The organism is Micromonospora kangleipakensis, from assembly GCF_004217615.1.
In the GTDB taxonomy this organism is placed as follows: Bacteria; Actinomycetota; Actinomycetes; order Mycobacteriales; family Micromonosporaceae; genus Micromonospora; species Micromonospora kangleipakensis.
In genome coordinates this window covers 7,094,824-7,107,226 of the sequence record NZ_SHLD01000001.1, presented here as the reverse complement: position 1 = coordinate 7,107,226, position 12,403 = coordinate 7,094,824, and the positions used below count along the sequence as shown (strand labels likewise).

Sequence of the window (12,403 nt, the reverse complement as noted above, 5' to 3'; positions counted from 1 at the left end):
AGGTTGCGCAGCGGGTGCCGACGGGCGCCGTCCCGGGCCGCCGGGTCGCCGTCGCTCTGCGCAGGCACTACCCGACGGTAGCGTCAATTGTGTGACGCGCCGGTGTCAGCTTCCCGTCACTGCCTGCTCATGGCCTCGTGGTGCAGCAGCCACCGCTTCACCTCCAGCCCCCAGCGGTAGCCGCCGAGCGTTCCGTCGGTGCGCAGCACCCGGTGGCAGGGGACGAAGAGCGCGGCGGCGTTGCGGGCGCAGGCGGCCGCGGCGGCGCGGACCGCCGCCGGGCGCCCGGCCAGCCCGGCGAAACCGGTGTACGTCACCGGCTCGCCCGGCTTCACCTCGCGGAGCACCTGCCAGGCGTGGGTCAGGAACGAGCCGCCGCTGTGCTGCTCCACCGGCACCGCGTCGATCGCGGTCAGGTCACCATCCAGGTAGGAGCGGACGGCGGCGGTCACCGGGCCGAGCTCCGGCCGGTGCCGCAGCTCGCCGCGCAGGCTCGGGTGGGTCAGCGGCAGCAGGCCGGCCGGGTCGGCGGTGAAGCCGGCCGCGCGGACCGCCCCGTCGGGGCCGGTCAGGATGCTCAGCGGGCCAGTGTGGGTGTCGATGACGGTGCTGTCCAGGGTGGTCATGCTGCTCTCCAGAGTCGGATCACGGCGTACGACCGCCAGGGGCGCCAGCGGTCGGCGTACGCGTCGAGGGTCTTCGGGTCGGTGGGCAGGCCGAGCGCGGCCGCGCCCCGGCGGACGGCGAGGTCGGTGGGGAGGAAGACGTCCGGGTCGCCCAGGGCCCGCATCGCCACGTAGCCGGCGGTCCACGGCCCGATCCCGGGCAGCGCCGTCAGCCGCCGCACGGTCTCCTCCCGGTCCCCGCCCGGCTCCAGCTCGAGCTCCCCGTCCACGACCGCCCGCGCCAGCGCCCGGATCGTCTCCCGCCGCGCCACCGGCATCCCGAACGCGCTGTCTCCCAACCCCACCACCTCCCCCGCGCTGACAAACCCCCGCAGCGCCGCGCCCGGCCCGCGCTCCCGCTCGCGTTGATCATGAAGTTGTTGTTCTGACACGCCGTGTCCATGGGCAACAACTTCATGATCACCCGGGCCGGTGGGGGTGGGGGTGGCTGCCTGGAGGAGGCGGGTGAGGGTGGTTCTGGCGGACTGGAGGGAGACCTGTTGGGTGGTGATGGCGCGCAGCGCCATCTCGAAGCCGTCGACGGCGCGGGGGAGGCGTACTCCCGGCTCGACAGCCACCGCCGCGGCCAGGGCGGGGTCCTGGGCGAGGGTCTCGTCGATCGCGACCGGGTCGGCGTCGAGGTCGAGCAGGCGGCGACAGCGGGCGACCGCGGGGGCCAGGTCGCGCATGTCGGCCAGCCGCAGCGTCGCGGAGACGTGCCCGTCGGCGGGGGTCAGCGCGACCTCGCCGGCCCCGTGCGGGAGCCGCAACCCCCGGCGGTACGTCCCGTCGCGGACCTCCTCCACGCCGGGCAACGCCCGTAGCGCGAGGAAGTCGAGCAGCGCCGTCGCGTGCAGCGGCGGCCGGTACGCCAGCCGCAGCGTGATCGTGCCCGCCCCGCCGGTCGCGGGCCGGCCGCCCCGGCTGATCCGCAGCTCGGACGGGGCGGCCGCGTACACCTCCCGGACCGTGTCGTTGAACTGCCGGACGCTGCCGAACCCGGCGGCGAACGCGATCTCGGCCATGCCCAGGCCGGTGGTCTCGATGAGGATCCGGGCGGTCTGGGCGCGCTGGGCGCGGGCCAGCGCGAGCGGTCCGGCACCCAGTTCGGCGCGGAGCATCCGGTGCAGGTGCCGCTCGGTGTAGCCGAGCCTGGCCGCCAACCCCGGTACGCCGTCCCGGTCGACCACCCCGTCGGCGATCAGCCGCATCGCCCGCCCGACCACGTCGGCGCGGACGTCCCACTGCGGGGAGCCCGGGGCGGCGTCGGGGCGGCAGCGGCGGCAGGCCCGCAGCCCGGCGCCCTGCGCGGCGGCGGCGGACGGGAAGAACCGGACGTTCTGCCGCTTCGGCGTCGTCGCCGGGCAGGACGGCCGGCAGTAGATCCCGGTCGAGGTCACGCCGGTGTAGAACCAGCCGTCGAACCGCTGGTCACGGCTGTCCACGGCCCGGTAGCACCGTTCGAAGTCCAACTCCACGCCACCGATACTGCCTTGCTGGTCGGGACGATGGCTGGCGGGATTCGGACCTGGCCGTACGGGTGCCGCCGGGCCGCCTCCCCGTCCGGCCGCGCCGCCGGCCCGAGGTGGCCGGGCCGGCGGCGTGCGGTCAGCGGGGTGACGGGCTGGGCGACGGCGCCGGCCAGGTGCCGGTCGGGCTCGGCGAGGCGGCGGGGAGCCCGGGGGCGGCCGGGACCGCGGCCGGCGCTCCCGGCGCCTCCGGGCGGGCGGGGCTGGGGGTGGCCGTCGGCCAGGGCCGGTCGGACGCCGACGGGCTGGGGAACGGCGGTTCGGCCGGGGACGTGGGGCTCGGTGTCGGCGGCGCCGACGGAAGGATGCCGGTCGGGCCCGGTGCCGCCGGGCTGGGCGGGGCGCTCGGGGCGGCCGGGCGCGGGGCGTCCGAGCTGGTCGCCGCGATCGCCAGCGGGGCGGCGATCAGCACGGCGGCGAACGTCCCCGCCGCGCCCAGCGCCACGGTCGTGCGCCGGCGGTGCCGGGCCCGGCGTTCCGCCGGGATCAACTGGTCCTGCACTGTCGGTGCCTCCTCGGCCAGATCGGAGAGGGTGGTGCGGATGAGGTCCTCGAAGGGCGTGGTCACGGCCGTACCTCCAGGAGTTCGACGTCCGGCAGGAGCTGGCGCAGCCGGGCCACCGCCCGGTGGGTGCGGCTGCGGACCGTCCCGATCGAGCAGTCCAGCAGCTCGGCCACCTGGGTCTCGGTGAGGTCCTCGTAGTAGCGCAGGACCAGCACCGTGCGCTGCGCGGGCGGCAGCCGGCGCAGGGCGGCGCGCATCGCCAGCCGTACGTCGGTGTTACCGCTCAAGTCCGCCTGGACCGCCTCGTCGGCCCCGGTGAGCGTCGTCTCCCGGCGTCGCCGCAGCCGCCGCCACCAGCTCACCTGCTCGCGGTACATGACCGCGCGCAGGTAACCCTCCGGGTCGGCGTGCCGCAGCGTCCGCCACTTCGGGATGGTTTTGGCCAGCGCCGACTGGACCAGGTCCTCGGCGGCGTGCCGGTCCCCGGTGAGCAGGTACGCGACCCGCATCAGCGCCGGGGTCCGGCTCGCCACGAAGTCGGCCAGCCGGGCCCGTTCGTCCTCGTCCACCCACCCTCCCCGTTTTCACTGTCACAGTTACAGACGCCCCAGCTCAGGCCAGCTATCCCTGGCGCCGCAACGATTTCCGGCCCGAAAGTGTCGGTAGTGGCCGGTACCGTCCCGCCACCAACTCAAGAAAAGGTGCGGGGGATGGCGAGCGTGGCCGGGCGAGGTGCCCGCTGATGCGGTCCGGACGGGTCCGGCTGGACCGCGCGGTGGTGCAGGGCTTCTACGACCGGATGCGGGTGGTGGCGCCGGCAGCCTACGGCGCGATCGAGCGGGACCGCGCCGACGACCCGGGGCGGGCCTTTCCGGAGACCGCCTGCGGCCGGCTCGCCGGTTCGCTGGACGCGGCCGGGCTGCGCGCGCTCGGCATGTGGGCGCACCACTGGTGCGTGCGCTTCTACGACGACGACACCCGGGTGGGCCTGCGGCTGGTCCGGGAGATCGCCGGCCGGGCCGGGCTGGGCTGGACCGTCGACGAGGTGCGCTGGATGCTCGACGAGTCGTACGCGGCCGGCCCCGCCGCCGCGCACCGCTTCGTCCTGCCGCGCGCCGCGGCGGCGGAGTTGTCGCCCGGCCCGCTGCCCGAGTGGGTGGAGCGCGACGGCCCGGCCCCCGACTGGCGTCGGTTGCTGGCCGGCTGACCGGGCAGCTGGCCGACCACCGTCGCGATGACCGCCACGGCGAAGCCGGCGAGCTGCACCGGGCCGAGCGCCTGGTCGAGCACCAGCCAGCCGAGCGCGGCGGCGGTCAGCGGGCTGAGCGCGCCTAGCACCGACACCCGGGTCACCGGCAGCAGCGCGACGCCCCGGAACCAGAGCGCGTACGCCCCGGCGGTGCCGACCAGCCCGAGCCAGGCGTACCCGAGCAGGGCGGCCCGGTCCGGTGCGGCGGGCGCGCCCTCGACGGCGGCGGCCAGCGGCACGATCATCAGGCCGCCCGCGACGAGCTGCCAGCTCGTCGCGGCGAGGGTGCCGGCCCCGGCGGGCCGTCCCCAGCGCCGGGTGAGCACCAGCCCGGCGGCCATGGCGGCGGTGCCGGCGAGGCCGGCCGCGATGCCGAGCGGGTCCAGCGCCGCCCCCGGTCGCAGCACCACCAGGGTCACGCCGAGCGGCGCGGCCAGCGCGGCGAGCAGCGCCGGCCGGCCGGGCCGGGCGCCGAGGGCGACCACGCCGAGCGCGGCGACCAGCAGCGGTTGGGCCGCGCCGAGCACGGCGGCGGTCCCGCCGGGCAGCCGGTACGCGGCGAGGAACAGCAGCGGGAAGAAGGCGCCGATGTTGAGCGCGCCGAGCAGGGCCGAACGCCACCACCAGACGCCGTGCGGTCGGCGGCGGGTCAGCGCGAGCAGCAGCAGCCCGGCCGGCAGCGCCCGGAGCGCGCCGGACCAGAGTGGCCGGTCGGCGGGGAGCAGCTCGGTGGTGACCAGGTAGGTGGTGCCCCAGGCGGTGGGGGCGGCGGCGGTCAGCGCGACGTCGCTCCAGCGTCGGTCCATGTGTTCCGTCCTTACCTCGTCGCTAAGTAGATTAGCACTAAGCTAATTAATGTCGAGTGAAAGGGGAAGGGCGAGGTGCGGCACAATCCCGGAGTGGCAGCAGCGGACGACGTCGACGTGATCGTCGAGCAGTGGCGACGGGAACGGGCCGGGATGCGGCCCGAGCCGATGGCCGTCTTCGGTCGGATCTACCGGCTGGCCCGGCTGGTCGGCGACCGCCAGGAGAAGGTCTACGCCGGCTGGGGCATCGGCCGCGGCGAGTTCGACGTGCTCGCCGCGCTGCGCCGCTCCGGCGAGCCGTACACGCTCGCGCCGAAGGCGCTCGCCGCCGGGCTGATGCTCACCTCCGGCGGAATGACCGGCCGGCTGGACCGGCTGGAAGGGGCCGGCCTGGTCCGGCGTACGCCCGATCCGGCGGACCGGCGCGGGCTGCGGGTCACCCTCACCGAGTCCGGTCGCCGGGTGGTCGAGGAGTCGGTCGACGCCGGGCTCGCCGTGCAGCGGCAGATCCTCGACGCGCTGCCGCCCGAGGACCAGGCCCGCCTGGCCGACCTGCTGCGGACGCTGCTCGCCGCCGCCGAGGCGGAGGGCTGAGCGACCGGGCCGGCCGGCGTGGCGCAGGATGATCGTGACCAGGACCGACCGGAAGGACGACCATGCCCGCCAGTGCACCGACCATCGTCGCCACCAGCATGGGCTTCTCCAGCCGGCGGCGCGGCCCGTACGACGCGCAGCCCGGCCCGGTCTTCGACCTGATGGCCGAGCTGGCGCAGGCCGGTGATGCGCCCCGGATCTGCTACCTCAACCAGGCGGTCGGCGACCAGCCGACCTCGTTCACCGTCTTCTACGGCGCGTTCGCCGGCACCCGGTTCCGCCCGTCCCACCTGGCCCTCTTCCCGATGCCCAACGTCGAGGACGTGCGGGCCCACCTGCTCGCCCAGGACATCATCTGGGTGGGCGGCGGCAGCGTGGCCAACCTCTGCGCGGTCTGGCGAGCGCACGGCCTCGACGAGATCCTGCACGAGTGCTGGCAGGCCGGCGTCGTGCTGGGCGGGGTCTCCGCCGGGTCGATCTGCTGGCACCTCGGCGGCGCCACCGACAGCTTCGGCCCGACGCTGCGCGGGTTCACCGACGGGCTGGGCTGGCTGCCGTACGGCAACGGGGTGCACTACGACGGCGAGGAGCAGCGGCGGCCGCTGATGCACAAGCTGGTCGGCGACGGCACGCTGCCGGTGAGCCACTGCACCGACGACGGGGTGGGGCTGGTCTACCGAGGCACCCGCCTGGTCGAGGCGGTCGCGGACCGCGAGGGCGTGGCGGCGTACGAGGTGAGCCGGGCCGAGGACGGCAGCGTCCGGGAGACCCGGATCGAGCCCCGGCTGCTCGGTTAGACCCGGTCCTCGAAGGCGGCGCAGACGGTGGCCCGGACCTCCGGGCCCTCGATCGCCTGGAGCAGCTCCCGGGCCAGCGCGATCTGGTGGCCCTCGTCCACCGTCCGGTCCATCGGGGTCAGCTCGACCCGCCACCGGAAGTAGGGGTAGTCGTCCTCATCGGTCGAGGCCAGCCGGGGGCGCGTGGTGGGCCGGGAACGGGCGGTCGGCGTACCGGTCCGGAAGCCGGCCGGGAGGGCCGGGTCGGGGGCCGCGTAGACTGGCCGCCCGTGAGCCTCACCATCGGGATCGTCGGCCTGCCCAACGTCGGCAAGAGCACCCTGTTCAACGCGTTGACCAAGAACGACGTGCTCGCGGCGAACTACCCGTTCGCCACCATCGAGCCGAACGTCGGCGTGGTCGGGCTGCCGGACCAGCGGCTGGGCAAGCTCGCGGAGATCTTCGCCTCGCAGAAGGTGCTGCCGGCACCGGTGTCGTTCGTCGACATCGCCGGCCTGGTCCGCGGCGCCTCGAAGGGGCAGGGCCGGGGCAACGCGTTCCTGGCGAACATCCGCGACGCCTCGGCGATCTGCCAGGTGGTCCGCGCCTTCTCCGACCCGAACGTGGTGCACGTCGACGGCAAGGTCTCCCCGGCCGACGACATTGAGACGATCAACACCGAGCTGATCCTGGCCGACATCCAGACCCTGGAGAAGGCGCTGCCGCGGCTGGAGAAGGAGGCCAAGCTCCGCAAGGACCGGGCCGCCGCGGTCGAGGCCGCGAAGAAGGCCGTCGACGTCCTCGACGGCGGCATCACCCTGTACGCCGGCGCGGCCGCCGCCAAGATCGAGCTGGAGCACCTGCGCGAGCTGCACCTGCTCACCACCAAGCCGTTCCTCTACGTCTTCAACGTCGACGAGGCCGAGCTGGGCAACGCCGAGTTCCTCGGCGAGCTGCAGGCGCTGGTCGCCCCGGCGGAGGCGGTCTTCATGGACGCCAAGATCGAGTCGGAGCTGGTGGACCTGCCCGAGGACGAGGCCCGCGAGCTGCTGGAGTCGATCGGCCAGCACGAGCCCGGCCTGAACCAGCTCGTCCGGGTCGGCTTCCGCACCCTCGGGCTCCAGACGTACCTCACGGCGGGCCCCAAGGAGGCGCGGGCCTGGACCGTCCCGGTCGGCGCGACCGCGCCGGAGGCTGCGGGCGTCATCCACTCCGACTTCCAGCGCGGCTTCATCAAGGCCGAGGTGGTCTCCTACGACGACCTGGTCGCGGCCGGATCGATGGCGGCGGCGAAGGCCGCCGGCAAGGTCCGGATCGAGGGCAAGGAGTACGTCATGCAGGACGGCGACGTGGTGGAGTTCCGCTTCAACGTCTGAACGCCGCCCATTCTCGCAGGTCAGGCGGTTGTGCCCTCGATCTGGGGCACACCGGGGGCACAACCGCACGCGTCATCGACCGCCCGGCGGGTGCGCTCCTCCGAGTCCGGCATCAGGCGCCCATACGTCGACAGGACCAGGGTCGCGTTCTCGTGCCCCAACCGACCACGTACCTCCACCCCGAGCAGCCTACTAGAACACACGTTCGATCCCTCCGGCTGTCGGCGTCTGCTCCTCATCTCCGTGGCTGCGGCCGCGCTGACGGCCGCCGTCATCGTCCTGCCAGGCGGTGTAGGCGGTGGACGGGCGTACGCGTCCTGGACCTGGAGCGGGCCCGGCTCGTTCTGGCCGAGCGTCGCGGTGAGTACGTCGCCCTGCTGTACCGCACCGACGACCCCGACATGTCGGGGTCTTGCCTGGCACACAACCGCCAGGGCACCGAGGACGTCGACGACGTCACCTTCGGGATCGGCGGCGGCTCGGGACCCGCACGGCCGGCGCCTGCCCGTGGCTTCACCCAGGGAGCCAGATCAACAAGATCCTGGTGGAGGGTGTGTGATGGCGATCGAAGGCGTCGATTACGCCGGTGACCGACCGACCGAGCGCCGGCCGGTCCAGATCGATCGACGTCACGGCAATCAGCGTGCATTCAGGTTGCGAGCGGAGCCTGTCGTTCAAACGACACCGTAGCGAGAGGTGACTCGTGATCGAGGGTGTTGACTACTCCGGGGACCGGCCGAGCGTTGCCGGGCTGGTCGCGGCCGGCAAGAAGTTCGTTGTCAGGTACGGCGGGCCCGGCGGAAGCTGGAAGCACATCGACGCCGCGGAAGCGAGCGCACTCATCAGGGCCGGGCTGTCCATCGTGGCCAACGCCGAAGGCGCAGCCGACGGATTGCTCGGCGGCCGGTCGGCCGGCATCGACTGGGCGCGTCAGGCCGATGCGCACTTCCGCGCGTTGGGCATGCCTGCCGACCGGCCGATCTACCTGTCCGTGGATTTCGACGTGACCTCGGGACAGTGGCCGGTGGTCGCCGACGCGCTGCGCGGCGCGGCCAGCGTCATCGGCGCCGGCCGGGTCGGCGTGTACGGCGGCCGGCGGGCGATCGAATGGGCACGGCGTGACCGGGTCGCGGCGTGGTATTGGCAGACCTACGCATGGTCGGGTGGCGTGTGGGTGCCCGGCAACCATCTCGAGCAGTACCGCAATCACGTGGCCCTGGCCGGCGGCACCGTCGACCTGTGCCGCGCCAAGACAGCTGACTACGGCCAATGGGGACAAGGAGACGACATGCCACTGACCAACGCGGACGCCGACCTCGTGGCCACCCGGCTACTCGGCCGGATTCTCGGCAGCACCGGCCCGACCGTCGGGGTGGCGCTGCAGGACACCTACCGCGGCGTGAAGGAGCTGCAGGCGCGGCCCCTGGCCGCGCAGGCGCGGCCCCTGGCCGACGTCGACGAGCAAACCCTTGCGACGGCGCTCGCCCCGCTGCTGCAGCCCGGGGTAACGGTCGAGCAGCTGCGCGAGGTGCTCGCCTCGGTGCGGCTCGTTCCGGGAGCCGGCTGATGGACCCGCTGAAGATCGCCACAGCGGTCGCCGTCATCGACGCCGGCATCGCCGGAGTCGTGTACATCGTGCGGGGCAGCGGAGAAGGTGGCGACGGGGAGCTTCCAGGAGCTGCAAGGACGTGCGGACGAGCGCAGCGACGGACTCCTCTCCGAGCTGACGACCGTTCCCAGACGTGGACGTACCGGCTGCACAGAGCTTGTAAACGAGGCGTCTTGGCGACTGCGGTCTACGCCTGAGCCGTCCTGCGGCCTGGGTGGGTTCTTTCAGTGCTACGGCGGCCGGTCGTCTTTGACGCTGGAGGGGCTGCGGCTGGACGAGCTTCTTGTTGGTGGAGATGCCGAAGCAGGGCGGCGCGACCGAGGAGACCTGTAGCACCCGTTGCCCAGGCCGATCGTGCGGGGTCATGCGGTCCGGGGGCCGAAACGATCCCCGGACCGCCGCCTTGACGTCAAAGCGTGAGCTGGCTCCACGTGTGACCGCCATCGGTGGTGCGGTACAACGCGGCTCCCGACCATGCGGGTCCGCCCCAGACCACCACGCCGTGCGTGGCGTCTTGGAAGTCCAGGTCGAGCATCGGGAGCTGCACGTCGGGAATCGTCAGGGGCGTCTCCCACGTCGTACCGCCATCGAAGCTGGCGTGCAGCCAGCTCGCGCCCGCACCGACACCGGCCACGACCGCGGTACTGTCCGAGGCCGTCGCGAACCCGGTGGTGATCCCCGTGTTGGGCGCCTGCCCCAGCACGACGGGGGCCGCGCCGCCTGCCGACTCGACCAGCTGCTTCTGCATGTAGCCGCGGATCGGATTAGAGCTGCACATGCCCTTGACGTCATCGGGCTTAGTGCTGCTCAGCCGCACCGCGTCGTCCACCGAGCAGACCGGCTGGACCTCGGTCCAGCCACTACCGTCGGCTGCCGACCACATCCGGATCGACGTGTGGATCACGCCGAGGGCGACGTAGGCGGCCGAACCGTGGGTGGCGATGTCCCACCCGCCGCTGCCAGGTACCGCGACGCCGGCCACCGGCTGCCAGCTGTCCTCGCCGAGGGGCGAGGAGTAGAGCTGGGTGGTCTTGGTGCTTCCGACCCCGTAGGTGACGATCGCATAGGCGTACCGGTCGGTCGAAGCCAGCTTGGAGATGCTGACCGAGCCGATAGCGCCGGGCAGCCGCACGCGCCACCACATGCTGGCACCGTCATGGGTGGCCATGAGAACCTGGCCGTCGGTGGCCCACCCGTCGAGCTTGTTGGCAAAGTGGATCTTCGTCTGGTCGGGTGTGGACGACATCCGTGGGGCGGTGCGCTGCTGCCAGGTTCGCGCGTCGTCCGAGGTGCTGATCAGGGTCGGGCATGAACCGGTCCGGCACGGCGCGAAGCCCAGCACCCAGCCGTCGGTGGGGCCGGTCCACGAGGTGGACGTGGGAGCGAAGCCGGTGGGTACGCCGGCGGTGGTGGCCACCGTGGTCGGGGTCGCCGCCGGTGCCCTGTCGGTCGTACTTGCCGAAGCGACGGACGGCGCCACCAGCACGGCGAGGGTCGTCGCCGTGCCGACGGACGCTGATCACCGGGAGTACCACGATCTGCTGGTCGGCGGTGCGCCGGCGATGGCGGTGCGTTTCACGCTATCTCCAAACTGTTGATCAAATCGGTAAGGAACACGGTCATGCGTGAAGGGAACTGGTCACCTTTGACTTGAGCAATGGTTGGCGACCGGCGCGTTGGTGCCATGGCACATCCCGGCCACAATCCAGCCGTGGCATCCGAGATGAACGCCCTGGCGGGCGCTGGCGTCGACACCGATGACGACGGGGCGTTGCGGGCGCTGCTCATCCGGACGGAGGCGGCCGCCGACGAGTTGGCCGCCGCGAGCGCGCAGCACTCCGACCAGGTCGCTGCCGCCCTCGCGGTCCTCCGGGTGAGGGAAGCACCCCGGCTTACCTGGAGCCGGGTAGGCAGGGGCGCACGGATTCCGCGTGGGTATCGACGTTAGGGTTCGAGTCCCTGGCGGCCCACTTTTCACCGCCGCTGAGCTGCGACAACGCCGCGAAGAGATCATCGGGCACCTGGCCCCCGGGTGCCGACAGTTGGGGCGGCGCGAGCGGTGGCGGCATTTTCTGGCGAGATTGGCGTTGCCACGTCGGGCCTCAGCATTATGGTCGGTGAATGATCAATGGTGCTCATGTGATCATCTACAGCCGTGACCCAGAGGCGGACCGCGCCTTCTTCCGGGACACGCTCGGCTACCACCACGTCGACGCCGGCCATGGCTGGCTCATCTTCAAGCTCCCGCCGGCCGAGCTCGCCATGCACCCGACCGAGGGCGAGCCGGCCCACGAACTCTTCCTGATGTGCGACGACGTCGCGGCGACCATGGCCGACCTGGCCGCGAAGGGCGTCGAGTTCACGATCCCGGTCACCGAGGAGCGGTGGGGGCTGCGCACCGCGCTGCGGCTGCCCGGTGGCGGCGAACTCGGTCTCTACGAACCGCGCCACCCGGTCGCAATCTGACGCGCCGGCTTGACGGCTGGCCGAGGCCGACGGAAGGGCAGCCCAGGCAGCAAGAAGGCAGCGAAACCCATAGCGACAACCGTGGCCAGGTATCACCAGATGGCCGCAACCCTGCGCGTGTCGACAGTCCCTGCCACCCAGCCGGAGCCGTTGGTGCGACCTACCCGGCTCCCCCGGCGGGGGTCGGAGCCCCCAGCGGGGCCGGCGCCCTGAGTAGCCACGCGAGTAGCCAAGGCGTTGCACCCGGCCGGACCACCCCCGTACGTCGGCGGAACGGTTGAGCAGCGCCGGGCGAGGCTGACGACCCTTTGCCTGCTCCTGCCAGTGTGGGGCACACAGGCGTCCTACCGTGAGCGCCTACAGATAGCGGCAGACCTGCTCGGGTGGGCAAGCGTCGGGTTCGGCGTTGTTGGCGGCGTCGTAGAGCTGGGCGACGGTGCCCCGGAGTGCGCGCAGGTCGTTGAGCTGGCCGTCGATGGCATTGAGCTGTTGGGCGAGTAGTTGGCGTACGTGTCCGCAGGGGGCATGGCCGGTGTCGCGGACGGTGAGGATGTCGCGGATTTGGGCGAGGGTGAGTCCGGCGGCGCGGCCGCGGCGGATGAAGTCGAGCCGGGCAATTGCCTCGTCGCCGTAGTCGCGGTAGCCAGCTGGGGTGCGGGCGGTAGGCGGGAGCAAGCCGCTGGCTTCGTAGAAGCGCAGGGTCTTGGTGGTGGTACCGGTTGCCTCGGCGAGTTCCCCGATCCGCATCCGGTGACCTCCTGTCATCGCGCCTTGACCTTCCCCTGCACTGGAAGGTCCAGTCTGGTACGGGTAGAGCCGTGACGGCCA

14 protein-coding genes and 1 pseudogene are annotated in these 12,403 nt (G+C 72.7%); 8 read left to right on the top strand and 7 right to left on the bottom strand.

Annotated elements, in window-relative coordinates:
* Positions 1–116: 116 nt before the first annotated feature.
* The 4 genes from EV384_RS33830 to EV384_RS33815 form a co-directional block, all read right to left on the bottom strand.
* Entirely contained in the window at positions 117–626 is a 510-nt protein-coding gene (locus EV384_RS33830) for a methylated-DNA--[protein]-cysteine S-methyltransferase (RefSeq protein WP_130339864.1), read from the bottom strand.
* Positions 623–2,143 carry a DNA-3-methyladenine glycosylase 2 family protein gene (locus tag EV384_RS33825; protein WP_130339862.1) on the bottom strand — a complete coding sequence of 507 codons (1,521 nt, stop codon included), beginning with the start codon at positions 2,141–2,143 and terminating at the stop codon, positions 623–625. The genes EV384_RS33830 and EV384_RS33825 overlap by 4 nt, the downstream gene beginning before the upstream one ends.
* Before the next feature lie 130 nt (positions 2,144–2,273).
* Positions 2,274–2,762, bottom strand: coding sequence for a hypothetical protein (locus EV384_RS33820; protein ID WP_130339860.1), 489 nt, complete (start codon positions 2,760–2,762; stop codon positions 2,274–2,276).
* Positions 2,759–3,268: a SigE family RNA polymerase sigma factor gene (locus EV384_RS33815; RefSeq protein WP_130339858.1), complete on the bottom strand. Its 510-nt coding sequence runs from the start codon at positions 3,266–3,268 to the stop codon at positions 2,759–2,761. The genes EV384_RS33820 and EV384_RS33815 overlap by 4 nt, the downstream gene beginning before the upstream one ends.
* Before the next feature lie 173 nt (positions 3,269–3,441).
* Between EV384_RS33815 and EV384_RS36625 the strand changes: the two genes are divergently transcribed.
* Positions 3,442–3,906 carry a hypothetical protein gene (locus tag EV384_RS36625; RefSeq protein WP_242624408.1) on the top strand — a complete coding sequence of 155 codons (465 nt, stop codon included), beginning with the start codon at positions 3,442–3,444 and terminating at the stop codon, positions 3,904–3,906.
* A 77-nt stretch (positions 3,907–3,983) separates the two neighbouring features.
* Here the strand turns inward: EV384_RS36625 and EV384_RS33810 are convergent.
* Positions 3,984–4,754: pseudogene (locus EV384_RS33810) on the bottom strand (EamA family transporter); the annotation flags it as partial.
* Between the two features lie 93 nt (positions 4,755–4,847).
* Here EV384_RS33810 and EV384_RS33805 point away from each other — a divergent pair.
* From EV384_RS33805 to EV384_RS33785, 4 genes are all read left to right on the top strand, one after another.
* Entirely contained in the window at positions 4,848–5,348 is a 501-nt protein-coding gene (locus EV384_RS33805; RefSeq protein ID WP_242624407.1) for a MarR family winged helix-turn-helix transcriptional regulator, read from the top strand.
* Between the two features lie 62 nt (positions 5,349–5,410).
* Positions 5,411–6,145, top strand: coding sequence for a Type 1 glutamine amidotransferase-like domain-containing protein (locus EV384_RS33800; protein WP_130339854.1), 735 nt, complete (start codon positions 5,411–5,413; stop codon positions 6,143–6,145).
* A gap of 269 nt (positions 6,146–6,414) precedes the next feature.
* On the top strand, positions 6,415–7,500 hold the full coding sequence (gene ychF / locus EV384_RS33795; protein ID WP_130339852.1) for a redox-regulated ATPase YchF: 1,086 nt from the start codon (positions 6,415–6,417) through the stop codon (positions 7,498–7,500).
* A 703-nt stretch (positions 7,501–8,203) separates the two neighbouring features.
* Positions 8,204–9,067, top strand: coding sequence for a DUF1906 domain-containing protein (locus EV384_RS33785; RefSeq protein ID WP_130339850.1), 864 nt, complete (start codon positions 8,204–8,206; stop codon positions 9,065–9,067).
* A 451-nt stretch (positions 9,068–9,518) separates the two neighbouring features.
* On the opposite strand, the gene EV384_RS33780 is transcribed toward EV384_RS33785, so the two are convergent.
* Complete coding sequence (locus EV384_RS33780; protein WP_130339848.1) at positions 9,519–10,451, bottom strand: beta propeller repeat protein; 933 nt, start codon at positions 10,449–10,451, stop codon at positions 9,519–9,521.
* A 67-nt stretch (positions 10,452–10,518) separates the two neighbouring features.
* Between EV384_RS33780 and EV384_RS33775 the strand changes: the two genes are divergently transcribed.
* From EV384_RS33775 to EV384_RS33765, 3 genes are all read left to right on the top strand, one after another.
* The gene (locus tag EV384_RS33775; RefSeq protein WP_130339846.1) at positions 10,519–10,707 is read left to right on the top strand and encodes a hypothetical protein; all 189 of its coding nucleotides are present in this window, start codon (positions 10,519–10,521) and stop codon (positions 10,705–10,707) included.
* A gap of 113 nt (positions 10,708–10,820) precedes the next feature.
* On the top strand, positions 10,821–11,057 hold the full coding sequence (locus tag EV384_RS33770; protein WP_130339844.1) for a hypothetical protein: 237 nt from the start codon (positions 10,821–10,823) through the stop codon (positions 11,055–11,057).
* A 173-nt stretch (positions 11,058–11,230) separates the two neighbouring features.
* Positions 11,231–11,575, top strand: coding sequence for a VOC family protein (locus EV384_RS33765; RefSeq protein ID WP_109801669.1), 345 nt, complete (start codon positions 11,231–11,233; stop codon positions 11,573–11,575).
* A 357-nt stretch (positions 11,576–11,932) separates the two neighbouring features.
* Here the strand turns inward: EV384_RS33765 and EV384_RS33760 are convergent, their stop codons facing one another.
* Positions 11,933–12,340, bottom strand: a complete 408-nt coding sequence (locus tag EV384_RS33760; RefSeq protein ID WP_479724765.1) for a heavy metal-responsive transcriptional regulator — start codon at positions 12,338–12,340, stop codon at positions 11,933–11,935.
* Between the last annotated feature and the right edge of the window lie 63 nt (positions 12,341–12,403).